General features: G+C 61.9%; 27 protein-coding genes, 1 tRNA gene and 1 riboswitch. Of the genes, 19 read left to right on the top strand and 9 right to left on the bottom strand.

Translation table 11 applies throughout. The annotated features are described in order from the left end of the window. Positions 1 to 399, top strand: coding sequence for a helix-turn-helix domain-containing protein (locus tag RIN49_RS18525; protein ID WP_309121643.1), 399 nt, complete (start codon positions 1 to 3; stop codon positions 397 to 399). Positions 400 to 423: 24 nt separating this feature from the next. On the opposite strand, the gene RIN49_RS18520 is transcribed toward RIN49_RS18525, so the two are convergent. Beyond that, a complete protein-coding gene (locus RIN49_RS18520; RefSeq protein ID WP_309121642.1) occupies positions 424 to 1,281 on the bottom strand; it encodes a DegV family protein in 858 nt (285 codons plus the stop codon). Between the two features lie 175 nt (positions 1,282 to 1,456). Beyond that, positions 1,457 to 1,541, top strand: a riboswitch (cyclic di-GMP riboswitch). 210 nt (positions 1,542 to 1,751) lie between these two features. Continuing rightward, entirely contained in the window at positions 1,752 to 2,144 is a 393-nt protein-coding gene (locus RIN49_RS18515) for a helix-turn-helix domain-containing protein (RefSeq protein ID WP_309121641.1), read from the bottom strand. Between the two features lie 185 nt (positions 2,145 to 2,329). Here RIN49_RS18515 and RIN49_RS18510 point away from each other — a divergent pair, with 185 nt between their 5' ends. The 5 genes from RIN49_RS18510 to RIN49_RS18490 all read left to right on the top strand — a co-directional run bounded on the left by RIN49_RS18510 (position 2,330) and on the right by RIN49_RS18490 (position 7,468). Continuing rightward, the gene (locus tag RIN49_RS18510; protein WP_309121640.1) at positions 2,330 to 3,097 is read left to right on the top strand and encodes a metallophosphoesterase; all 768 of its coding nucleotides are present in this window, start codon (positions 2,330 to 2,332) and stop codon (positions 3,095 to 3,097) included. A gap of 17 nt (positions 3,098 to 3,114) precedes the next feature. Continuing rightward, complete coding sequence (gene trhA / locus RIN49_RS18505; RefSeq protein WP_309121639.1) at positions 3,115 to 3,774, top strand: PAQR family membrane homeostasis protein TrhA; 660 nt, start codon at positions 3,115 to 3,117, stop codon at positions 3,772 to 3,774. A 520-nt stretch (positions 3,775 to 4,294) separates the two neighbouring features. Continuing rightward, entirely contained in the window at positions 4,295 to 5,287 is a 993-nt protein-coding gene (locus RIN49_RS18500; protein ID WP_309121638.1) for an alpha/beta hydrolase, read from the top strand. A gap of 638 nt (positions 5,288 to 5,925) precedes the next feature. Continuing rightward, complete coding sequence (locus RIN49_RS18495; protein ID WP_309121637.1) at positions 5,926 to 7,215, top strand: DNA recombination protein RmuC; 1,290 nt, start codon at positions 5,926 to 5,928, stop codon at positions 7,213 to 7,215. A 109-nt stretch (positions 7,216 to 7,324) separates the two neighbouring features. After that, positions 7,325 to 7,468, top strand: a complete 144-nt coding sequence (locus tag RIN49_RS18490) for a hypothetical protein (RefSeq protein WP_309121636.1) — start codon at positions 7,325 to 7,327, stop codon at positions 7,466 to 7,468. Between the two features lie 109 nt (positions 7,469 to 7,577). On the opposite strand, the gene RIN49_RS18485 is transcribed toward RIN49_RS18490, so the two are convergent. Further along, positions 7,578 to 8,252 (bottom strand): YetF domain-containing protein, encoded by a 675-nt coding sequence (locus RIN49_RS18485; protein ID WP_309121635.1) that lies wholly within the window; start codon positions 8,250 to 8,252, stop codon positions 7,578 to 7,580. A 211-nt stretch (positions 8,253 to 8,463) separates the two neighbouring features. Here RIN49_RS18485 and RIN49_RS18480 point away from each other — a divergent pair, with 211 nt between their 5' ends. Next, positions 8,464 to 8,904 (top strand): MarR family winged helix-turn-helix transcriptional regulator, encoded by a 441-nt coding sequence (locus tag RIN49_RS18480; protein WP_309121634.1) that lies wholly within the window; start codon positions 8,464 to 8,466, stop codon positions 8,902 to 8,904. Between the two features lie 17 nt (positions 8,905 to 8,921). Next, positions 8,922 to 12,122 (top strand): MMPL family transporter, encoded by a 3,201-nt coding sequence (locus RIN49_RS18475; RefSeq protein ID WP_309121728.1) that lies wholly within the window; start codon positions 8,922 to 8,924, stop codon positions 12,120 to 12,122. A 112-nt stretch (positions 12,123 to 12,234) separates the two neighbouring features. Here the strand turns inward: RIN49_RS18475 and RIN49_RS18470 are convergent, their stop codons facing one another. Then, complete coding sequence (locus tag RIN49_RS18470) at positions 12,235 to 12,567, bottom strand: hypothetical protein (protein ID WP_309121633.1); 333 nt, start codon at positions 12,565 to 12,567, stop codon at positions 12,235 to 12,237. A gap of 144 nt (positions 12,568 to 12,711) precedes the next feature. Between RIN49_RS18470 and RIN49_RS18465 the strand changes: the two genes are divergently transcribed. Next, positions 12,712 to 13,317, top strand: a complete 606-nt coding sequence (locus RIN49_RS18465; RefSeq protein ID WP_309121632.1) for a uracil-DNA glycosylase — start codon at positions 12,712 to 12,714, stop codon at positions 13,315 to 13,317. Here RIN49_RS18465 and RIN49_RS18460 read toward each other — a convergent pair. The 4 genes from RIN49_RS18460 to RIN49_RS18445 all read right to left on the bottom strand — a co-directional run bounded on the left by RIN49_RS18460 (position 13,249) and on the right by RIN49_RS18445 (position 15,721). Then, a complete protein-coding gene (locus RIN49_RS18460; protein ID WP_309121631.1) occupies positions 13,249 to 13,884 on the bottom strand; it encodes a hypothetical protein in 636 nt (211 codons plus the stop codon). The two genes, RIN49_RS18465 and RIN49_RS18460, sit on opposite strands and share 69 nt — an antisense overlap. A 142-nt stretch (positions 13,885 to 14,026) precedes the next feature. Continuing rightward, a complete protein-coding gene (locus RIN49_RS18455) occupies positions 14,027 to 14,392 on the bottom strand; it encodes a hypothetical protein (RefSeq protein WP_309121630.1) in 366 nt (121 codons plus the stop codon). A gap of 110 nt (positions 14,393 to 14,502) precedes the next feature. Continuing rightward, positions 14,503 to 14,976, bottom strand: a complete 474-nt coding sequence (locus tag RIN49_RS18450) for a ribonuclease H-like YkuK family protein (protein WP_309121629.1) — start codon at positions 14,974 to 14,976, stop codon at positions 14,503 to 14,505. A gap of 169 nt (positions 14,977 to 15,145) precedes the next feature. Continuing rightward, positions 15,146 to 15,721, bottom strand: coding sequence for a DUF975 family protein (locus RIN49_RS18445; protein ID WP_309121628.1), 576 nt, complete (start codon positions 15,719 to 15,721; stop codon positions 15,146 to 15,148). 364 nt (positions 15,722 to 16,085) lie between these two features. On the opposite strand from RIN49_RS18445, the gene RIN49_RS18440 reads away from it, so the two are divergent. The 5 genes from RIN49_RS18440 to RIN49_RS18420 are packed head-to-tail and all read left to right on the top strand — an operon-like array spanning position 16,086 to position 19,787. Then, positions 16,086 to 17,111: an ABC transporter substrate-binding protein gene (locus RIN49_RS18440; protein ID WP_309121627.1), complete on the top strand. Its 1,026-nt coding sequence runs from the start codon at positions 16,086 to 16,088 to the stop codon at positions 17,109 to 17,111. Between the two features lie 15 nt (positions 17,112 to 17,126). Continuing rightward, positions 17,127 to 17,426 carry a thiamine-binding protein gene (locus RIN49_RS18435; RefSeq protein ID WP_309121626.1) on the top strand — a complete coding sequence of 100 codons (300 nt, stop codon included), beginning with the start codon at positions 17,127 to 17,129 and terminating at the stop codon, positions 17,424 to 17,426. Further along, on the top strand, positions 17,423 to 18,187 hold the full coding sequence (locus RIN49_RS18430) for an ABC transporter permease (RefSeq protein ID WP_309121625.1): 765 nt from the start codon (positions 17,423 to 17,425) through the stop codon (positions 18,185 to 18,187). Before RIN49_RS18435 ends, RIN49_RS18430 begins: the two co-directional genes overlap by 4 nt. An 11-nt stretch (positions 18,188 to 18,198) precedes the next feature. Then, positions 18,199 to 18,996: an ABC transporter ATP-binding protein gene (locus RIN49_RS18425; protein ID WP_309121624.1), complete on the top strand. Its 798-nt coding sequence runs from the start codon at positions 18,199 to 18,201 to the stop codon at positions 18,994 to 18,996. Further along, on the top strand, positions 18,993 to 19,787 hold the full coding sequence (locus RIN49_RS18420) for a TatD family hydrolase (protein ID WP_309121623.1): 795 nt from the start codon (positions 18,993 to 18,995) through the stop codon (positions 19,785 to 19,787). The genes RIN49_RS18425 and RIN49_RS18420 overlap by 4 nt, the downstream gene beginning before the upstream one ends. A 55-nt stretch (positions 19,788 to 19,842) precedes the next feature. Here the strand turns inward: RIN49_RS18420 and RIN49_RS18415 are convergent, their stop codons facing one another. Further along, positions 19,843 to 20,031 (bottom strand): hypothetical protein, encoded by a 189-nt coding sequence (locus RIN49_RS18415; RefSeq protein ID WP_309121622.1) that lies wholly within the window; start codon positions 20,029 to 20,031, stop codon positions 19,843 to 19,845. Positions 20,032 to 20,234: 203 nt separating this feature from the next. Between RIN49_RS18415 and RIN49_RS18410 the strand changes: the two genes are divergently transcribed. From RIN49_RS18410 to RIN49_RS18390, 5 genes are all read left to right on the top strand, one after another. After that, a complete protein-coding gene (locus RIN49_RS18410; protein ID WP_309121621.1) occupies positions 20,235 to 20,696 on the top strand; it encodes a hypothetical protein in 462 nt (153 codons plus the stop codon). 20 nt (positions 20,697 to 20,716) lie between these two features. Then, complete coding sequence (locus RIN49_RS18405; protein WP_309121620.1) at positions 20,717 to 21,025, top strand: hypothetical protein; 309 nt, start codon at positions 20,717 to 20,719, stop codon at positions 21,023 to 21,025. A 4-nt stretch (positions 21,026 to 21,029) separates the two neighbouring features. Further along, positions 21,030 to 22,286 (top strand): glutathionylspermidine synthase family protein, encoded by a 1,257-nt coding sequence (locus RIN49_RS18400; protein WP_309121619.1) that lies wholly within the window; start codon positions 21,030 to 21,032, stop codon positions 22,284 to 22,286. A 30-nt stretch (positions 22,287 to 22,316) separates the two neighbouring features. Continuing rightward, positions 22,317 to 22,751, top strand: a complete 435-nt coding sequence (locus RIN49_RS18395; protein WP_309121618.1) for a DUF350 domain-containing protein — start codon at positions 22,317 to 22,319, stop codon at positions 22,749 to 22,751. 82 nt (positions 22,752 to 22,833) lie between these two features. Then, positions 22,834 to 22,909 (top strand) — tRNA-Thr (locus RIN49_RS18390). The last annotated feature ends 101 nt before the right edge of the window (positions 22,910 to 23,010 follow it).

Here is a 23,010-nt window from a genome sequence, read left to right as displayed (position 1 = left end):
ATGATCGGCAAAAACATACAACAGTTGCGAGCCAAGAGCGGCATTACCTTGTCCGAACTGGCGGAACGGGCGGGGATCTCCAAGTCGTATTTAAGCAGCATCGAACGCAATCTGAAGCAAAATCCTTCCATTCAGGTGATGGAGAAGATCGCCGTCGTGCTCAAGGTCGATCTGAAGACGCTCCTCAAGATGGACATGAATGCGGAGAAGAAGCAGCAGCTCGAGCGGGAATGGCTGGACTTCGTGGACGAATTGAAGCGAAGCGGCATCGACAAGCAGCAGGTCAACGAATATAAGATTCTGATCGAATTCATCAAGTGGCATAACGAGCAGGCGCTCTATGAAGGGTCTCCCTCGGAGAATAAGGAAGCGCCTCCCGCCGACGGCGAAGCGCCGTAACGGGAGGCGAGGGGATCGATCGACCTAGCGCCGATCGTTCGCGAAGAATACGGCGATCGTGCCGGGGCCGGCGTGAGCGCCGATGCTGGATCCGATCATGCCGACGAAAAACCGTTCGCAGCCGAATCGCTCCGCGATCATGCTTCGCATCTCTTCGGCGGCCTCGGGATCGTCCCCATGGGAGATGCCGATCCACTGATCCTTCACGTTCGTGCCGCGCTCCTCCATCAGATCCAGGATCCGCGCGAACACCTTCTTGCGCCCGCGGACTTTCTCGAGCGGAACGAGCTTGCCGCCGTCGACGTGCAGGATCGGCTTAATATTGAGCAGGCCGCCGATGAACGCGGCCACGGGACTGACGCGTCCCCCCCGCACGAGGTACTCGAGATTGTCTACCGTAAAGATGTGCTCCATCCGCCGCGCCTGCGCCTCGACCGCCTGGAGCACCTCCGCTCGAGAGGCGCCGCCGGCCGCGAGCTCCGCCGCATGACGGACGACGAGCCCGAGCCCGAGGGAAGCGCACCGGGAATCGACGATGTCGAGCGCAAGGCCGGGATGTTCTTCCCGAACGGATTGCTTTACGAGCAGCGACGTCTGGTGCGTGCCGGACAACTCCGACGAGAAGGCGATATAGATGCCCTCGTCTCCGTTCTCGGCGAGACGGCGGAAGCAAGCTTCGAACCTCCCGTACAGCGGCTGCGAAGTCTTGTAGGTTTCTCCGCCGCGCATGCCGGCGAACAGCTCCGCGGGCATAAGGGAGACGCCGTCCTCGTACTCGCGGTCCCCATGATATACCATTAAGGGGACGACTTCGATCCCGTGCGATTCGATGAAGTCTTGCGGCAAGTCGGCGGCGCTGTCGGTAACGATCTTGAGGGCCATGAAGTCCATCCTTTCCAACGTACGATGTAAAGTCATATGACTTGTAATAGATTATCGTAAAAAAATGGTGAAATTCATAAAAAATTCCACGATTTCGACATTTTCCAACAAAAGATTCTAGGCTGGTTTCCAAAAAACGACAGACAAGACATATGACTATTACTATAATATAGACAGGAATGTAGGAAGCTATGAGATACGTCCTCACAATGTGGGCACCTATGGACGTATGGAGCGAGTGGTGCAACCGGTCCTCTCCTGTGAACGATTGCGGTATAAGTGATCGAGAGGGGTATTCGCCATGCAAATCGAAAGAGTTGTGGAAGTGAAAACGATTCTTGAACAACTGGGCATCGATTGGTCCAAATGGACCGCTTACGATCAGTACCGCCGCTCCGAATTGGAACAAGCCCCGAAAGCGTTCAATCCTCTAAACCATTACCCGTCCGCGAATTCGGAACAAAGCCCTTTCACGAATCAGCCTTATCGTCTCCTCTCAGCATCGCACGTTCCGCCCGCACGAAAGCGATGAATCGGCGCGCTTCTTCCGCCGTCAGCTTGCGGCCGTCCACGGTGAAATCGATCTTCTCCAGAATGGCTTCGTCCGACAATTCCAATTGATCGACAAAGAAGGAGACGTCGGGCGTCAGACTTTTTTTCATATGATCCGTGCGCTTCATCAAATAATCGACGGACACGTCGAAAAGATCCGCCATCGCGGATAACGTTTCGTAATCGGGCTGTCTGCGGTTCGTCTCGTAATGCGACAGCGACGCGCGGGTGATTCCCAGCCGTGCGGCGAGCTCGCCTTGCGTTAACCCGAGATCCTCGCGTAACTTGGCTATTCTTTCGCCACAGTTCATCGTGCTGTTTCCCCCCCCGCCGCTGAATCGTTCGCCCAAATATTTATCCGAAGAATGAAATAGAATTTCATATTTCATACCTTTTTTTAAAATTATACCTTCTTCCAGAACCCAAAACAATAAGGAATTCCGGCGGCGATAGGTTATAATCTAGAAATATATGATAGGCGAAGGGACCGACGAGAGTGATATACGCAGCTTTGGGGCTATTGTGCATCGGCGTCTTTTATTTCGCATGCATTTTTCCCGCGCAGTGGGTCGAGGTGCGCCGCGTTCGGCGGCCGCTCGGGTTGAACGTCCGCATCCTGCAAATCAGCGACCTGCACGTCGAGAAGACGTGGGTCGGTCCGGGGAAGCTGCGGCGTTTGATCGCCGAGACGGCGCCGGATTACATTTTCCTAACGGGGGATTATACCCAACGCCTTCGGCATCTGCCCAAGGTGGACAAGTACTTGAAGGCGGTCCGCGACGCCGGGGTTCCGGTATATGCGGTGCTGGGCAATCACGATTACCGGTTGAGGTCGGACCTGCCCGCTATGCTCGCCCTGTTCCGCCGACGCGGCATTCCGCTGCTCCGCAACGAATCGCTCCGCGTCGGGAACTTCCGGCTCGTCGGGATCGACGACGATTACTCCGGCAAGAGCCATCCGCGCAAGGCGTTCCGGGACGCGGTCCCCGGGGAGAGGTGCATCGTCGTCACGCACGATCCGACGGTGACGCGGCGCATCGACCGCCCTTACGACTATTTGATGAGCGGCCACTTTCACGGCGGTCAGTTCCGGGTGCCGTTCGTGTTTCGGCTTCGGTACAAGGGGCCGCTTCCGCTGCAAGGAATCGTCAAGGGGATGCATACGGACCGCAACGGGACGTATTACATCTCGAAGGGGCTCAGCCAGACCGGCCTCAACTTCCGGTTTCTGATCCGGAGCGAAATTACGGTGCACGAGTTATGAGCAAGAGGAGGAAGGACATGAAGTGGCTTCAAGCGCTCCGCATGAAGGAGCCGGGCAATACGATCACGCACCTGGTTCCGCTGTTGGCCGGATGCGTCGGCCTCGGGTTCCTGATCGCCCAGTTTATGCACGAACCGGCGAAGCTGACGACCGGGGTCATCTTCGGCGTCAGCGTCATCCTTTTGTACGGAGCGAGCACGGCGTACCACTGGATCCGCACGACGCCCGGTAAGGTGAAGGTGCTCCGCAAGCTCGATCATATCGCGATCTACCTGCTCATCGCAGGCACGTACACGCCGGTGCTGTATTTCGGGCTCGACGGCTGGTGGCGGTGGAGCATGCTGGCGGCCGTGTATACGCTGGCGTCGATCGGCATCGCGCTGAAAATTTGGTTCCTGCATTTGCCGCGTTCGATCTCGACCGCGTTTTATATCGCGCTCGGCTGGATCGCGATCATTCCGCTCGCGAAGCTGGTGGACGCGCTGCCGGTCGAGGCGTTCGCGCTGATGCTTCTGGGCGGCGTCGCTTATACGGTCGGCGGCGTCATCTACGCGACGAAGCGGTTCGACTTGTTCCCGAATCGGTTCGGCTTTCACGAGGTGTTCCATATCTTCGTATCTATCGGTACGGTGTTACATTTTGTAATGATCGCAGGGTACATTTTGCCGAATTCGTAAGGTAGATGTAGAGTACTGGGATCGAAGTCCCGGATTATGTAAAAATTAATAAAGAAAATGACAATTTCATGACGCGACAGAGACAAGCTTCGACAGACTCTACCATGACAAAACTCATATAATCATTACCAGACGCATGACTCTGGTGGATGTTTGAGGGGATCGCAACCCTCTCCGAATGCGGAGCAAGGGTTTTTGTCGTTGCCGAGGCAAATCGGATACGGAGAGGGCTGACGCGGTTGGTGAAACACAAGCTATCGCTTGATGTCAGGGAGGTTCTTCGACAGCTCGAATGCACATTCGAGCAATGGAAAGCTTACGAATCCAACGCGGCGCTCGAGGAGCGGCCGATGCGGCAGGAGAACGAGTCGGCTTCCGCCGTCGCCGTTCCGCCCCTCGAGACCGAGAAAGCCTCCGGAGCGGGAAACGAGAGGAACGGGTTTCGCCCACCCTACGAAGAAGGGTAGAGCTCCCGCGCCGAGGCGGCCGCGCGTCATGATGCCACAGGGGGATCATTCACTTGATTTGGACGCTTGCCGGAACGACGGCCGCTGCCGCGTTGCTGGCGGTTTCATACTATTTCTCGGAACGAGTGCTCCGCATTCCGACGCATAAGACCGAAGCGATCCTCGCCCACGAGCTCGAACGCGGGAGCGTTACGCGCGAACGACTCGATGAGCTCCCGAAGGAGGAGTTCGCGATCGACTCGCCGTTCGGGTACAAGCTTCACGCCTGGTTCGTTCCGGCCGACGGCGAGGCGACCGGGCGAACCGTCGCGTTCGCCCACGGGGTGACGTCTTCGTCGTACGGCATGGTGAAGTATGCGGACCTCTTCCTCCGCCGAGGCTTCAACGTCGTGCTGTACGACCACCGCCGGCATGGACGGAGCGGGGGAGACTTCACCACGTACGGGTACTATGAGAAACGCGATCCGAAGGCGGTCGTCGACTGGGCGTACGAACGGTTCGGGCGAGACGCCGTCGTCGGCGTGTTCGGCGAATCGATGGGCGCCGCGACGGCGCTGCAATTCGCCGCCATGGACCGTCGCCCGGCGTTCGTCGTCGCCGACTGCCCGTACTCGGATTTGACGGAGCAGCTCGCCTATCGGCTGAAGATGGAGTTCCGGCTGCCGCGGTTCCCGCTGCTGCCGATTACGAGTCTCTGGTGCAAGCTGAGGGCGGGCTTCTTCTTCCGCGAGGTGTCGCCGGTTCGGGACAGCGCCTCGATCGCGGCGCCGGTCTTGCTCATCCACGGGCGGGAGGACGACTATGTGCCGCCGTGGATGAGCGAGGCGGTGTACGAGAGGCTGACAGGCACGAAGTCGATGTATGTGGCGCCGGACGCGGCGCATGCGGAGTCGTGGGCGCGCGGCCGCGAGTCGTACGAACGGGAGCTGGACGCGTTCCTGCGTTCGCTCGGCCTGCTTCGGGGCGCGGCGGAAAGTAGGGCGGAAGATGCGACGATGGACCCCGCGAAGGACGCGGCGGGCGGGACGAGACCGGGGAGGGGGTAACCCTTCCCGGTCTTTTTTTCTACCGCCGACCCATCCACTAACAGCAATCAGGAACTCAATACGTTGGGGCGCATCTCCAGAATAATTAGGGCATGCCACCCCGAAAATTGAGGAAACCTTCCCCAATTGGCCGCACAACACGAGTTTCATCTTGGTAGGGAGCAATACATTGGGGCACTTCTCCGCAATAATTAGGGCATACCCCCCCGAAAATTGAGGACCCCTCCCCAATTGGCCGCACAACACGAGTTTCATCTTGGTAGGGAGCAATACATTGGGGCACTTCTCCACAATAATTAGGGCATGCCACCCCGAAAATTGAGGAACCCCTCCCCAATTGGCCGCACAACGCGAGTTTCATCTTGGTAGGGAGCAATAATTCGAGGCGCCTCTTGTACGTGTATTTTGCGGCGGAAGGACTAAAGCTGCGACAGGCTTGCCTTGCGATGTAAGCGCGTCTCTGCGCTTACAAGCGGAATTTTCCGCCTAAGGAGGCGAAATAAGCGGATTTCTGCGTTCCCGCCTAATGCGGGCGCCGCGATGCGCAGGGAGGTTAGCCCGCCGGCTGCCCGTATGACGCGAACATCTGTTTTGTGGTACAATCGATGGTAATTTCAGGACAAAGGCGGAACGAACACATGACGGACCTGATCGGTTGGATCGCGGCGGGGGCGGGCGTCGCGAACGCGGCGCTGCTGCTGGCGCTGCTGCAGCGGACGGCGAAGCGGAACGCCGGCGATACGGAGCGGAGGCTCGACGCGCTCGTTCGAGCGGTGGAGCAGACGGAGCGCGGGCTGCGCGACGAGTTGGCGCGCGTCCGGCAGGAGACGCTGTCGGCGAGCGGGCAGCAACGGCAGGAGCTCGGGAACGCGTTCGAACGGCAGCAGCATGCGCTGCTTGCGCGTCTCGCCGAGCTGACGCGGCTGAACGAGAACAAGCTGGAGACGATGCGCGAGACGGTGGAACGGCAGCTGTCGGCGCTGCGCTCCGATAACAACGCGAAGCTGGAGCAGATGCGGGCGACGGTCGACGAGAAGCTGCATGCGACGCTCGAGCAGCGGCTCGGCGAATCGTTCAAGCTCGTCGGGGAGCGGCTCGATCTGGTGCATAAAGGCCTCGGCGAGATGCAATCGCTCGCGAGCGGCGTAGGGGACTTGAAGAAGGTGCTGACGAACGTGAAGACGCGCGGCACGATGGGCGAGATTCAGCTCGACGCGCTGCTCGAGCAGTCGCTCGCCCCGGATCAATACGAGCGCAACGTCGCCGTCAAGAAGGGCGTCGGCGAGCGCGTCGACTTCGTCGTTAAGCTGCCGGACAAGTCGGACGGCGGCGGACGCGGCGTGATGCTGCCGATCGACGCGAAGTTTCCGCTCGAGGACTACCAGCGGCTGGTCGACGCGCAGGAGGCCGGCGACGCGGCCGCGGCGGCGGAAGCGGGCAAGATGCTCGAAGCCCGGGTGAAGGCCGAGGCGAAGTCGATCCAAACGAAGTACGTCGATCCGCCGGCGACGACGGAGTTCGCGGTCATGTTCCTGCCGCTCGAGGGGCTGTACGCGGAGGTGCTGCGCAGGCCGGGGCTGTGGGAGACGCTGCAGCGGGAGCATCGCGTCGTCGTGACGGGCCCGACGACGTTGTCGGCGCTGCTGAACAGCCTGCAGATGGGGTTCCGGACGCTCGCCGTTCAGAAGCGGACGAGCGAGGTGTGGCAGGTGCTCGGCGCGGTGAAGACCGAGTTCGGCAAGTTCGGCGACCTGCTCGACAAGACGCAGAAGAAGCTGCAGGAGGCTTCCAATACGCTGGACGGCGCCGCCGTGCGGACGCGGGCGATCGAGCGCCGGCTGCGCGGCGTCGAGGAGCTGAACGCGCCGTCGGCCGACGCGCCGGAGCCGCTGCCGCCCGAGTGGGGGCGAGCCGCCGGCGAGCCGTAGGGGGCGCCTAAGGCGATGCGCCGGCCGACCCCCGTCGGAGGCGTCGCATATTCCTCGGAGGAGCTGCGAACGATAAGCGGAACGACGGATGCGAAAGGAGCGTGCCGCCATGCCGCGATCGACGCCGTACGACGAGACGATTACGGAGCAGCAACGCGAGGTGCAGGAAGCGCTGATGCAGCTGCCGGGCATCGGGATGACATATGATGAAGAATCTGCTGACGAAGCGGAGACCGCCGCGGACGAGGCGTAGAACAGGTCGGCGGAAAAAAGCGAAACCGGAGTCCTCAATGAGGGCTCCGGCTTTTTGTGGTAGAGGTGAAATGTCCAATATGCTCCGTTCAACTGCCGCCGACCCCGCGCTAATGCCGAAAGCGAGGCACGCCGGCTTCGGATTCCCGTCGGCGCGAGACCGACAACCGCCCGTCGGAGCCGAGCGAAGCGTAAAACACGTCCCCCAGCGACCCTGCCCCTTGGGCTCGCAATTGCTCCTCCAACCACGCCACCGACTTTCCTTGCGCCCGGAGGGAGTCCTCGTTGACGACGCCCTCGACGACGAGCGTGTACGAGAACGGCTGGCCGTGCTCGAGCACCGTCAGCTGGCCCGTCCCCTCCACGATCGCCATCTCGACGCGGCTGACGTCGAAGACGCCCTTATCCCTTAACATCTGCAGCACGTTATCGATCGTGTACCGGATCGATCCGATGTTGCGGTCGAGCAGCTTGCCCCGGTAGACGACGACGGTCGGCTCGAACGACGTCACGAGGCGAAACCGCCGATAGCGCACCGCGGCCCACGACACGAGTCTCTCCAACAAGACGACCATGACGATCGACGCCGCCGTGTGCGCGTGGTCGATGCGCGGGTCGACGATGTCGGCCGCGACGATCGAGCCGAGCGTCAGGACGACGAGCAAGTCGAACACCGGCAGCTCGCCGACCGACCGCTTCCCCATGAAGAGCGCCGCGAGCAGCATGAGGGGGAAGATCGTAGTCGTTCTGCCGACGACCATCCACAAATCCGCGAACTGATGCAAGCGAATCATCTCCGTAAGCGCCGGAAGGCCGCCGAATAGGTATGGTTCGTATTATGGACCGGCGCTCGAAAAATATGAGGAGCGGCGCACAAAATTCGCTTGACGGGCAGCGTTTTCCGGTGATATAGTTCACTGGTCGAATCATTCGTTAATAAAACATTTTCAGAATGAAACAACCTGTCCGAGGGTGGAAGGAAGGAGGAGAGAAGCAATGGATAAGGCGCAACTGTCGTCTATCATTCAAAGATACGAAGAAGCATCTTTCGTCGTCACGCGCCGCATCAACGCCGCCATTCGCGAGCGCATGCGCGACGACCTGACGCTCGATCAATACGCGGTCATCCGTTATATGCGCAAGAACGATCGCTGTACCTCGTCGGAGCTGGCGGATACGTTCTGCGTCGGGAAAAGCTCCGTCACGGCCATCATCAACCGGCTGTTCGACAAGGACTTGATCGAACGGCTGCCGGACGAGAAGGATCGCCGGGTCACATACTTGCGGCTCACCGAAGAGGGGCGTCGATTGTCCCAAGAGATGGAAGACCGGATTCAAGAGCTGCTCACCAAATACTTAAATCATTTCGAACAAGACGAAGCGCTGCTTTTCATAGAAACTTACGAGAAGCTGGCGCGCGTGTTATTAGAGCCTTAGAAGAGGAGAATCCGATGATGAAAACGATACTGAAATGGAGATGGGCCGTCTTCGCCGGATGGATCGTCGTCGCGGTCGCGCTGTTCCTGACCGCCCCGAACATGGAGGAGCTCGTCCGCACGAAGGGACAAATCACGGTGCCGGAAGGCGCCTCTTCCGACGTCGCGGCGAAGCTGATGGACGAGTTGAACGCCGGCAAGGCCGACGCGGGAAGCGGCGCGTCCGCCGTGCTCGTCTTTCATAACGAATCGGGGCTGACCGACGCGGATCGGGCCGCCATGAAGGACGCGCTCGAGCGGCTGAAAGCCGGCGGCGCCGAAACCGGCGTCACCGGCGTTACGACGCACTTCGATACGCCGGAGCTGGAGAGCCAGCTCGTCGCCGAGGACGGCAAGACGGCGCTCTCGCTCGTCACGGTCGACTTCGGGGAGCGCACGCCGGCCGAGGCGAGAGACGCCCTGTATGCGGCGATCGACGACGTGCCGGTCGACCATTATTACACCGGCGGCTGGATTATCTCGGAGGACGTCATCGAAAGCTCGCAGGAAGGGCTGAAGAAGACGGAATGGATCACGGTCGTCTTCATCTTGGCGATTTTGCTGCTTGTGTTCCGTTCGGCGATCGCGCCGTTCATTCCGCTGATCGCCGTCGGCTTCAGTTACATCGTGGCGCAGTCGGTCGTCGCGTACTTGGTGGAATACGCGAACTTCCCGCTGTCCAATTTTACGCAGATTTTCTTGGTCGCCGTCTTGTTCGGCATCGGGACGGACTATTGCATTCTGCTCATCAGCCGATTCAAGGAAGAGCTCGCCCATTCGGGAGACACGTCCTCGGCCGTGATCGCGACGTACCGCGCTTCCGGCAAGACGGTATTCTTCTCCGGTCTCGCCGTCCTCGTCGGCTTTGTGTCCATCGGCTTCTCGACGTTCGCGCTGTACCGCTCGGCCGTCGCCGTCGCGGTCGGCGTCGCCGTGCTGCTGCTCGCGCTCGTCACGCTCGTGCCGTTCTTCCTGGCGACGCTCGGCAAGGCGATCTTCTGGCCGGCCCGCGGCTCGCTGGAGCATAAGCAGAGCGGCCTCTGGGGCGCCGTCGGCCGCTTCTCGCTGAAGCGTCCGGTGTGGGCGCTGCTGCTGATCGCGGTCGTGACGGTACCGTTCCTCTCGGTGTACCAAGAGGCGACGTCCTACAGCTCGCTCGACGAGATCGGCGACAAGTATCACTCGGTCAAGGCGTTCGACTTGATCGCGGAAAGCTTCGGCCCCGGCGACTCGCTGCCGACGACGGTCGTCGTGAAGGCGGATCGTCCGTTCGACAGCCAAGAAGGTCTCTCGGTCGTCGAGCAGGTGTCCCGCGAGCTGGCGAAGGTGGACGGCGTCAAGACGGTCCGCAGCGCGACCCGCCCGACCGGGGAACCGCTCGAGGACTTGCAGGTGACGCAGCAGGTCGGCACGCTCGAAGACGGGCTCGGCGACGCCGGGGACGGCCTCGGCGAGATCGGCGGCGGCCTCTCCGAAGCGAGCGCGGCGCTCAGCGAGAACGCGCCGAAGCTGCAGGAGGCGGTGGACGGCGCCGGCCAGCTGGTCGCGGGCACGAACGAGCTGAAGAACGGCATCGCGCAGCTCGGCGACGGCTTGAAGCGCATCGAGCAAGGCTTGCGAGACGGCTCGGCCGGCGCGGGCGAGCTGAAGGACGGCCTGACGCAGGCGCAGCGGAGCGCCGCACAGCTGAGCGCGGCGAGCGCCGAACTGTTGAAGGGGTATCAAGAGATGGGCGCGGGCCTCGGAGCGTTATCCGCCGCCTACGAGGAAGTCGCGGCGCAGCAGGCGAGCCTCGCGGAAGGGTTGACGAACGTCGGTCAAGGGCTCGGCGGGTTGGCGCAGAAGTACCCCGAGCTCCAAGCGGATGAGACGTTCCTGCAAGTGCAGGGCGCGGTCGAACAGCTGCAAGGCGGCGCGGCGGAGCTCGCCGCGGGCCTGAAGCAGCTGAACGCGCAGCTCGCCGGCGTGACCGGCGGCATGCAGCAGGCGAACGCCGGATTCCAGCAAGCGGCCGGCGGGCAAGCGGCGCTGGCGGACGGCCTCGCCGCGCTCGCCCAAGGCATCGGCGAGCTGCAGGAGGGCATCGCCCAAGCGGCCGAAGGCCAAGGCCAGATCGTCGGCAAGCTGCCGGACATCGAAGTCGGCATCGATCGGCTCGCCGACGGGCAGCGGGAGCTGCAGAGCGGCTTCGCGCAGTTGACCGGCCAACTCGGCGAATTGACCGACGGGCTCGACCAGAGCGTGAACGGCTTATCGCAGGTGACGGACGGTCTGCAATCCGCGCAGGAATATCTGACGCAATTGTCGGGCAGCCCGAACCCCGAGCTGACGGGATGGTACTTGCCGCAGGAGGCCATAGAGAGCGACGACTTCAAGACGGTGTTGGATACGTACTTGTCGGTCGACCGGCAGATCGTCAAGTTCGACGTCGTGTTCGACGGCAACCCGTACGACACGGAGACGATGGATCGGATGGCCGCGCTCGAGGCGGCGGTCGAACGCGGACTGCGAGGGACGGCATACGCGTCCGCCGCGTATGCGCTCGACGGCGTCACGAGCATGAACAACGATCTGCGGGAAGTATCCGCGACCGACTACGCCAGGACGGTCGTCCTGATGCTCCTCGGCATCTTGCTCATTCTCGTGGTGCTGTTCCGCTCGATCGTCATGCCGATTTATCTGGTGTTGTCGCTGCTGCTCACGTATTTCACGTCCATGGCGATCGCGGAAGTGCTGTTCGTCCGCATCCTAGGGCTCAGCGGCATCAGCTGGGCGGTGCCGTTCTTCGCCTTCGTCTTGCTGATGGCGCTCGGCATCGACTACAGCATCTTCTTGATGGACCGCTTCAAGGAATACCGCCAGCTGAAGCCGACGGAAGGCATCCTGCTCGCGATGAAAAATATGGGCACCGTCATCATGTCCGCGGCGGTCATTCTCGGCGGCACGTTCGCCGCGATGCTCCCGTCGGGGGTCATGTCGCTCATGCAGATCGCCGTCATCGTCCTGTGCGGACTGTTCTTGTACGCATTGGTCATGCTGCCGTTGTTCATCCCGGTCATGGTCCGCACGTTCGGCGAAGCGAACTGGTGGCCGTTCATGAACAAGCCGGCGGCGGAAGACGTCGACGGGGAGCCGTCGCCCGCGTATGCGCAAGCGTCGGATTCGTCGCTGCGCATGTAACGGCAATCGGTCGGCAAGGCTCGCGCGGAAGCGCGAGCCTTGTTTCGCATCGGTCGGCGTCGCCAAAGCAGAAAAACGGCCGGGAGGCTTCCCGACCGTTTTTTTCATCCCGTTATTGTATATACGACGAACCCGACGCTCCCGGCTTGAACGCGTTCTGAATTTGGTTGCACACGCTGTCGATGTTTTGCTGCATCTGCTGCAGCTGCCGCTGCTGCGCTTGGATTTGCGCCTCCAGCTGCTTCTGCGCGCCGACGAGATCGCTGCTGATTTTCCGGAGGGCGTTCACCGTATCCATCACTTTCTGCGAGAACGAATCCGCGCCGGAGTTGAGAATCGCTTGCTGCGCCTGCATCGCCTGCTGCTCCTGCCGCATGAAGCGCTGCTGTTGGAATTGCTGGTACGAGCTTGCGCTCGAAGGAACGGAAGTCTGACTGTCTTGCATAAGGCGAGGTCTCCTTTCGAGAGGTAAGAGTTTGGCAATTTCTGCTTCGTCGTTAGTGTGCGGCAGGAGCGTACATTTTATTCCGAGACGGGAATCCTAAGGAAGAGATATGACAGCTTCGGAAAATGGGAAGGAGGGACGCCGGTGTCTTGGAACCCGAGCGTATGGCCGGAGGCGCGCGCGCCGGATCCGGCGAGCCGGTGCGAACGATGCGAGCTGGCGAAGCAGCGGACGCGCGTAATTTGGGGGGAGGGCGCCGAAGACGCGCCGGTCGCCGCGGTCCTCGACAATCCCGGCGCGCGGGAGGACCGCGAAGGGACGCCGTTCGTCTGCGCCACCCGCGTCGCCTTGCAGCGCGCCGTCGCCGAAGTCGGCTGGACGGAGGAGACGTTGTTCGTCACGTATTTGCTCAAGTGCCGGCCGATCCGGAAGTACGACAAGGAGCTGGCGCGCGACGCGTGCATGGATTACTTGCGAGGCCAATTGGCGGGACGGCGGGCGGTCATGCTGCTCGGCCTCGTCGCGGCGCAGACGGTGTTGAACCGGCCGGACGCCGAGATGGCGGAGCTGCGGAACCGGTGGCACGACTGGGAAGGCGTCCCGGTCCGCGTCACGTACCATCCGCTCGCGGTGCATCGGCGGCCGAATTTGGCGCCGAACTTCCTGGCCGATTGGCGCGCGTTAGCCGAGGTGCCGCTTCCACCCGTAGAGCGCGGTCAGCGCGAACAAGACGACCGCCGCGGCGTATAACGGAGCCGGCGCGCCTAAGCCGCCGAGCAGCGGCTCGGAGCGCAGCTGCAGCGCCGCGGAGGCGGACATGAAGCCGCCGATCCCGATCTGCACCCACGGCGTGTCCGTGACGTACGCGTACAGCCTCGGCCCAAGCGCGACGAGGAGCGACATCGCGGCCAGATTGCCGACGACCGTGACCCAGACGCTCGGCGACGCCGCCGAGACGAGCACGGACGTATCGATCGACGTCAGCGCGTCGAGCCATAGCGTCGCGCCGACGATCGCGCCGATCGTTCGCTTCGGCACCGCCGCCGATCGGAATTCGAGCGGCGGCTCGCCCGCGAGGCGCACGGCGAAGAAGACGATGAAGACGGCCGAGACGAGCCGAAGCCCGGGCAGGCGGAAGAACGTGTCCGCTAGAAAGCTATACAGCGGGTGAGCCGCGCATAACGTCAAGAAGACGAGCAGGCGGGCGAGGCGGGGGTGCGGATGCCGCTTCAATCGGATCGCGCTGAAGATGAGCAGGATCGTGTCGATGGACGTCATGAAGAACAAAACCGCGACGATCAACGTCTCCCTCAGCATGCTTAGCTTCCTCCCCGCTTCCGATTCGGAATTCACCTATATGTATTCGGACAAGGGGGTCGCTATGACCGCCGAGCCGCGCGAAGAAACGAAAAAAAGCCCCCCGGGAACCGGGAGGCCGCCGCGCCGCGAGGGACGCGATTTATTGGAAATACCCTTGACCCAATTGGGAGCCGTGCTGCTGCATATGGGTCGAGAACGAACCCATCGCTTGACGGACGGAGCCCTCGAGCTGCCGGCACGTCTGCACCGCTTGCTGCAGCGAGTTGATCGCGTTGTAATGCTCGTGCAGCATTTGCTGGATGCGCTGCGCGTTCTGCTGCTCGAGCTGCGCCAGCTGCGCTTGCTCCTGCATCATTTGCTGAATGCGCTGCGCGTTTTGCTGCTCCAACTGCGCCATCTGGGAGTAGAGTTGATTATGCTGTTGGGTTTGTTGGATCACTTGCTGGCAGAGCGATTCGATCTGTTGGAACTGCTGAGAAAGTTGGTTGTTCTGCGACTGGTACATCGTTACCCTCCTAGAGTGTAAGCCTAAATTTGGAGCCGCGAAGCGACCCGACTCGTAGTATGCTCCGGAGTGGGAAATTTATGCACGCGCCTCGTCGAGAAAACCGAAAATCAGCTCGTGAACCGGTCCGCCACCGCGCTCGCGCCGAACGACTCGGGCTTGATGCGCGCCACGTATCCGACGGAGGTGACCCAGCCTTTGATTTCGGTGATCAGCGCCTTCGTGTCGCCTTGCTGGCCGATATCGATATGAATCTCGAGCGGCCAATCGGACAGGAGCGCGCTCATGCCTTCGGCGTTCAGCACGTCCACGAGCGCGAGGCTGAGCTCGGTTTCCTTGTAGATCCGGTGCCGAAGATCGAACATCGGCTTTTGCCGAAGCTTGCGGAAGTAGAACCGCGCGCCCTTGCCGACGCGATGAATGACGACGGCGGTGACGAACGTCGTGGATTGGCTCGTCGTATGGGAATCCGTGCCGATGACGATCGTATGCGGAGCTCTCGGATCTTCCTCGAGGAACGCCGCGATTTGGCGAATCATCTGTTCGATGGACAGGAGACCTGACGTCGGGCTTCGGAATTGCATAAGGAGAACTCCTTTCCGATAGAAGCGGGGATTATTCTCAGTATATCCTATTGTCAGAAAATTCGCCCCATTATGAAAGAGGTTTTTGAAAACGAAGAAGCCGCTCCCCGGATACGAAGGTCGGCCGGGGCGCGGCGGGGCGCGGACCCGGGCGAACCCGGATCGAAGCTTACGCGGATTTCAACCGCTCGTAGAAGGCGGCCATGGACGTCTGCATGTAAGGTACCAGCCATAAGAGCCCTATGCCGAGCGTTAAGACGCAGAGAAGGGCCCATCCGATAAAGCTGAGCTGCAGGAGGAAGAGCTGCATCTTATGTCCCTGCATCATTTCCTTGCTTTGACGGATTGCGTCGAGCGGCGACAAGCCGGGGTTTTCGAGCAGGATGAAGTACGACATCGAATAGCGGAGAGCGGCGATGATGCCGGGAACGATCAGCAGCAGCATCCATAGGAGGACGAAGATCGCCTGCAGCAAATACAAGGCTAGGGTCGGCACGAACTTTTGAAAGCCGGAAAACATAACGCCGAACTCGGGGCGGTTCCCCCGAACGACGTGCAGGAAATACGCGTACAACCCGAATGCCAGCGGGCCGCCGAGCAGCAGCGGGCCGATATTTTTCACGACGGGGATGCTGCCGATCGCCGCCGTGATCGCCATGTACACGAAGGCGACCAGCACCGCCATGCCCCATTGCCCGCGCAGGGCGTCGCGCGCGGCCGCGCGAATTTCCGCATTCGAACTCATAGATCGCTCTCCTTTACGCTTCCTAAGATTAAATTCGATACAAGGTATTCGAACGCGGCCCCGCCTATGCCATCAATCGAAGTTTCGAGTTGCCTCCTCTTGCCAAGCGGGCGCGGTTCTACTATACTCGATGTGTCCGACAATCGAATACGGAAACCGGGGGCTGAATGAAGTTCGGCTGAGAGTGGAGCCTTGTGTTCCTGACCGTGAATCTGATCTGGGTAATGCCAGCGTAGAGAACCGCGAATATTTGCGACGCGACGACCGTCCTTAGGCATGCATCCGTATGCCCGGGGGCGGTCTATTTTTTTGCTGGATGCCTATAACGAATCGGACAAAATAGGAGAGACGGGGGAGAAGAGAAATGAAGTTGGCATGGACGAAGAAGTGGGGATTCGCCTTCGCGGCTTCCGCGCTCGCGCTGGCGGCGCTGACGGGCTGCGCGGCGGGAGGACAGCAAGGGCAGGGAGGTCAGGCGGAAGGCGGGGACGCGCTCCGGAAGGTGACGCTGGTACTCGATTGGACGCCGAATACGAACCATACGGGACTGTATGTCGCCGACGCGGAAGGCTATTACGAAGAAGAGGGCCTCGACGTCGATATCATTCAACCGGGCGACGCGGGCGGGGACGCCGTCGTCGCGTCGGGCGAAGTCGAGTTCGGCATCAGCGTGCAGGAGAACGTGACGCTCGCGCGCACCCAAGGCTTCCCGCTCGTCTCGATCGCGGCCGTCATCCAGCACAATACGTCCGGCTTCGCGGCGCCGGCGTCCGTCGGCCTCAAGTCGCCGAAGGACTTCGAAGGCAAGACGTACGGCGGCTGGGGCTCGCCGATCGAGTCCGCGATGATCGAGTCGCTCATGCAGGAGGCGGGCGCCGACTTCTCCAAGGTGGAGATGCTTAGCGCCGGCAATTCCGACTTCTTCACGATGAAGGAGAACGGCATCGACTTCGCCTGGATTTTCTACGGGTGGACCGGCATCGAATCCGAGCTCCGCGGCGAGCCGATCGATATCGTCTATTTGACGGACTACTCTAAGAAATTGGACTATTACACGCCTGTCGTCATCACGAACGAAAAGCTGATCGCGGACGATCCGGAGCTCGTAGAGAAATTCGTCCGCGCGACGTCCAAGGGGTACACCTATGCGGCCGAGCACCCGGAGGAGAGCGCGAAGGCATTATTGGCCGCGGTGCCGGAGCTGAACGAGGAGCTCGTCGTCGCGAGCCAGAAGTGGCTCAGCGAGAAGTATATCGACGATGCGGCGCGGTGGGGCGAACAGAAGCTCGAGGTGTGGGAAAATTACGCCGCCTGGATGACCGAGCACGGCGTCATGGAAGGTGAATTCGACGCCGCGAAGGCGTTCACGAACGACTTTATTCCGGAATAAGGGGGAACCGAACGTATGGCGAACGCACTGGTTAGCATCCAAATCCTTCCGAAAACCCCGAACGGGGAGAGCGTCATTCCGTACGTCGACCGGGCGATCGAGGTGATCGCCGCGTCGGGCGTGCCTTATTTGGTCGGTCCGCTCGAGACGACGATGGAAGGCGAGCTCGCGGAGCTGCTCGACGTCGTGAAGCGGATGAACGAAGCGATGATCGCGATCGGCGCGCCGAGCGTCCTCTCGCAGGTGAAGATTTCGTATAACCCGACGAACGGCGCTTCGATGGACCGCCTGCTCGCGAAATATCCGAGAGCATGAGGGCGGCGGCCGCGTTCCGCGCGTTCCTGCCTCCCGCGGCGGCGGCGCTGCTGTTCCTCGGCGCGTGGGAGACGATCGCGCGGCTGGAGTGGTTTCCGCCGTTCCTGTTCCCGGGCCCCTTGGCCGTCGCGGCGGCGTTCCTCGAAAATCCGGCGATCGTATTCTCCCACATGGGATCGACGCTCGTGATCGCCGTCGTCGGCTATGCGCTCGGGGCCGTCGTCGGCCTCGCCGTCGCGTTCGCGCTGCATCTGTCTCCGCTGCTTCGACGGGCGGTGGCGCCGCTGCTGCTTCTGTCGCAGAACGTGCCGACGATCGTGCTCGCGCCGCTGCTCGTCGTGTGGTTCGGCTTCGGCCTTCAGCCGAAGCTCATGCTTCTCACGATGGTGTGCTTCTTCCCGATCGCGATTGCGACTTTAGACGGACTTGCCCGCGCCGATCGCAGCATGGTAGGGTATATGCGGATGGCCGGCGCGACGCGCTGGCAGACGTTCGTGAAGCTGGAACTGCCCTGGTCGATGCCCTCGATGTTTTCGGGCCTGAAGGTGTCGGCCGCGTACAGCGTATTGGGCGCCGTCATTTCGGAATGGGTCGGTGCCAAGAAGGGACTTGGCGTCTACTTGAATTTAATGCATTCGGGCTTTCAGGTGGACAACATGTTCGTAGCGATCGTCTTCATCGCGTCGCTCAGCTTGGTACTGTTCGGCCTGGTCGTCGCCGTCGAGCGGCGGGTAATCCGTTGGCAGATCGACCGGGAGTAAGGGAGGAAGTCATGGCAACGAAATCGGAGGACGGGTCCGCGGCTTACAAGCTGGAGCTGCGCTCGATAGCGAAGTCGTACCGCATCGGCGGACAGACGGCCGACGTGCTGACGAACATCGATCTTGCGGTGAAGGATCGGGAGTTCGTGTCGGTCGTCGGTCCGTCGGGAAGCGGGAAGAGCACGTTGTTTTATATGATCGGCGGATTGACCGAGCCCACGACGGGCCAGGTGCTGTTGGACGGGCGGGACGTGACCGGTCAGCGCGGGCTCATCAGTTATATGCCGCAGCACGATAGCCTGTTCCCGTGGCGAAGCATCCTGGACAACGTCGTGTTGTCGCAGGAAATCGCCGGCGCGTCCAAGACGGCCGCGCGGGCGACGGCCCGGAAGTGGCTCGGCCGCGTCGGGCTATCCGGCTACGAGGAGGCGCTGCCGCATCAGCTGTCGGGCGGCATGCGGCAGCGGGCGTCGTTCCTGCGGGCGCTGCTGGCTCCGGGGGAGCTGATGTGCCTCGACGAGCCGTTCGGCGCATTGGACGCGCTCACTCGGATCGAGATGCAGCAGTGGCTGCTGCGCATCTGGGAGGAGACGCGGCGGTCCGTCTTGTTCGTGACGCACAGCATCGAAGAGGCGCTGCTTCTGTCGGACCGCGTCTATGTACTGGCGGGCCGACCGGCGACGGTAGCGGACGTCGTCGACGTGCCGTTCGGTCGTCCGCGGGACGAGACGGTGACGTCGGAGGGCGCCTTCCTCGACTTGAAGAAGCGGATCTACGAGACGCTCCGGTCCGGGAACGTGCACGCATGAGACCGCGCCGGTATTGGGACGCGCATCTGCACCTCGAGCGCTACGGCGAACGCGCGGATGCGCTCGTCCGGGAGAGCGTCGCCGCCGGCGTCGGCGCGCTCGTCGCCGTCTCGATGGACCTCGCCTCCTCGGAGCGCACGGCGGCGCTGGCCGCCGCGTTCCCGGGCGTCGTGCGTCCGGCGTACGGCTTCCATCCGGAGCAGCCGGCGCCCGACGACGAGACGGCCGACGCGCTGTTCGCGTGGATGGAGTCGCGCGCGGCGAGCGGCGAGCGATTCGCGGTCGGCGAGGTCGGCTTGCCGTATTACTCGCGCCAGGAGGCGGAGCGAGCGGGCTTGCCGTTCGACGAGGCGCCGTACGTTCGGCTGCTCGAGCGGTTCGCGGCGTTCGCGGCCCGCTTCGACCTGCCGCTAGCCTTGCACGCGGTATACGAAGACGCGCATAAGGCTTGCGACGTCCTCGAGGCGGCGGGAGCGCGGAAGGCCCATTTCCACTGGTTCAAGGGGGACGAGCTCGCGATCGAGCGGATCGTCCGAGGCGGTTGGTACGTGTCGTTCACGCCGGACTGCTTGTACGACGCGGAGACGCGGCCGCTGCTCGGGCGCATCCCGCTCGAGCTGACGTTGACCGAGACGGACGGCCCGTGGCCGTTCGAGGGGCCCTTCGAAGGGCGGGAGACGCATCCGTCGATGGTGCAGGACGTGACGGGGCGGATCGCCGAGGCCTACGGTCTGACGCCGGAGCAGGCGGCGGAGACGCTGGCGCGGAACGCGGAGCGCTTATACGGATAAAAGGAAGGGCTGCCGTCCCGACGACATCGTCGCTGGTCCGGCAGCCCTTCCGTATTTATTCGTATCGGTTAAACGAACGCCCGTAGGAAACCAACGAATGCAGGCGGGTTCTGGTTCGTTCGATCCAGCCCTGAAGCTGCTCCTGGGTCTTCCTTACGTCCTCGGCGATCTCGCGTTCCGTCTCCGCTCGGGACGACTGCCAATGCTCCATAGCTTTACGGCGGTATTCGGATTCGAAAAACATCGCGATCCCCCCTACGTCAAAAATGTCAGAAAATTATGACTACATTAATGATAGCGCTTTCTATATTGTATGTCAATCCGGCGGGAACGTGCGTCCCGCATCGGAAGGGATATCGCGCGACGGCGGCGAATAAGATGTGCAGGAACCGATGATCGCGAGGCGCGTATGAAACGTCATTCTTACGAACACGAGGAGGGTTTCGGTTGGCAGCTCGTTTGGAATATCGGTTGTCGGATGCGACTGGCGGGTATCCGTTGTTGTACGTGTACAATCGCATCGACAAGGACGAGATTTCGCTGCGGTTCGCTTGCGATTACTTCGTCAAGGACGGCGTCGTGTACGAGAAGCTGTCCGCGGCGCAGCAGAGAGGCTTGTACGTCGTCTACGTCCGGTCCGCGACGGAGGAGAACGCGGCCGTGCCGGACGCGACGGGAGCGATCGCGCTCGGCGGCGGCATTCGAGTCGAGTTCCGGGAATATGCCGAGGAAGCGGAGACGTACCCGCTGCTGCATACGTTCCGCTACGCGGACGACGACGACGCGTTGCTGCTGCTTCAATCCGACGCGATCGATTGGAACGGCATCCCTTGGAACCGATCGTCGACGGAGGTAGACGAAGACCGCGGCGTGTATGTATACTACGCGACGAGATCGGCCGAGGGCTGAGCGGAAGGGGGAATGGAATCATGGAGAAGTTGATCACGAACCGAATGGTCGGCTTATTTCTGGTCACCGCGCTGACGGTGTCCGGCTGTTCCTCGCAGGGCGCCGCGTTGGACGAAGACGAATGCTACGACGACGACGGCGACAGCTATTGCGACGACGACGGCGGCGGCGCGTACGGGATGCATTATATTAACGGGCGGAAGGTGTATTATCGAAGCGCCTTCGCGGATGTCGACATCGACGGCAAGAAGAAACCGTCCACGGGCATCTCCAAGGGCGTATCCGGATCGAAGGGCGGCATCGGCAGCTCGACGGGAAGCGGCGGGTGAACGGATGACGAACGAAGCTTACGCGCTGAAGCGCGAGCGCTTGTACGGTCCGCTGCGAGCGTCGGGGGCGTTCCCGTGGGAGACGATCGAAGGGGAAGAATACGCGCTCGCGGACCCTGTGGTCATATCGCCTCGGCTGCGCCGCGAGATCGCCGAAGCGTCGGAGCGGCTCGGACGCGTCTACGCGAAGGTCGCGGGCGTCGTTCGCGAATCCGACGACGCGCTGCTGCGACAGCTCGGCTTGCCGGAGGCGACGTTCGCCGCCGTGCGGCTGCCGATGCTTTCGGCCGCCGCGACCGTCGTCGGCCGGTTCGACTTCGCGGAGACGCCGGACGGGGTGAAGATGCTCGAGTGGAACAGCGATACGCCGACGAGCGTCGTGGAGGCGTTCCGCGTGAACGGCGACGTGTGCCGGGCGCTCGGGCGCATCGACCCGAACGAAGGGATGGCGTCGTCGATCGCCGGCGCCTTCCGCGCGGCGGTAGACGCGTACCGGGAGACCGGCTATCGAATCGACCCGGACCGCATCGCGTTCGCGGCGCTCGACTGGCACGAGGAGGACGCCGGAACGACGCGGTATTTGCTCGAGACCGCCGGCATCGGCGGGCGCTTCGTCCCGCTGTCTTCGCTTCGCGTCTACCGAGACCGGCTGTGCGCGCTGGAGGAAGACGGCGAGACGCATACGCCGATCGATCTGCTGTACCGGCTGCACGCGCTCGAGAAGCTCGCGGAGGAGCGCGACGAAGACGGCTATCCGACCGGCGCGCATGCGCTCGATCTGATCGGGCGGCGCCGGCTCGCGCTGTTGAATCCGCCGTCGGCGTTCATCGCGCAGACGAAGGCGCTGCAGGCGCTTATCTGGAGCTTGCACGAGCAGCGTACGTTCTTCTCGCGGGAGGAGCACGAGGCGATTCGGGAGTACATGCTTCCGACGTATATGGATAACGTCTTTCACGGCTCGGCGCCGTACGTCCGCAAGCCGATCTTCGGCCGGGAGGGGGGCGCGGTCGAGCTGTTCGACGCGGACGGCGTCTCCGAGGAACGGGATGGGGAGTCGTTGTATTGGGATCAGCCGGCGGTGTATCAGCAGCGCGTGGAGCTGCCTCGCGTCCGCGTGCGGACGCTGCGGGGGGAGACGGAGGGGCGGCTGCTCTGGGGCGCCTTCCTGATCGGCGGACGGCCGTCGGCGATCGTCGCCCGCATCGGCGGGCGCATTACCGGCAACGCGGCGTACTTTGCGCCTGTGGCGCTGCAGCAATAAGATCGTAACGATAAGGAGCGTGTGACGGACATGAGTCAATGGGAATTTCTCTCGAATTTCTTCTTGTATTTGGTCGTGACGATCCCGATCATGGCGGTCGGCATCTTCGTGTTTCAGCTGACGACGCCGTATAACGAATTCGCCCTCATCCGCGAAGGCGCGGACGCGACCGATCCGCGGAAGGGCGCGGCGGCCAAGGCGGCGGCGCACGATCTCGGCGGCAAGATCATCGGCCTCGCCATCGTGCTCGCCTCCGCGGTGTACCATGCGGTCAGCTTGTGGGATTTAGCGCTCTGGGGGTTCGTGGGCGTCGTGTTCCAGGTCGGCGTATTCTACTTGTTCGAATGGCTGACGCCGTTCCGGGTCATCAGCGAAATTCCGAAGGGCAACGTCTCCGTCGGCTTGTTCGCTTCGCGTCTCAGCATCGCGACCGGGCTGTTGTTAGCGGCGTTAATCAGCTATTAACAGAGTGAAAAAGAACTTCGAAGAAGGGGTTGCGTTTTTGCGGGGAACCGCATATAATAAATCCTGTTGACTTCGAAGTTTCGCTGATGTAGCTCAGCTGGTAGAGCAACGCATTCGTAATGCGTAGGTCGGGGGTTCGAATCCCTTCATCAGCACCATTCCATCGTATATCGCAGCGCGGTTCCGGATTGCCGGGGCCGCGCTTTTTGCATGCGCCGCAACGCAGCGCCATACAACGAAGAATCCCCCGACGGCCGCA

Source organism: Paenibacillus sp. (genome assembly GCF_031177825.1).
In the GTDB taxonomy this organism is placed as follows: Bacteria; Bacillota; Bacilli; order Paenibacillales; family YIM-B00363; genus Paenibacillus_AE.
The sequence above is the reverse complement of the archived record's forward strand: the minus strand, read 5'-3'. Positions and strand labels throughout refer to the sequence as shown.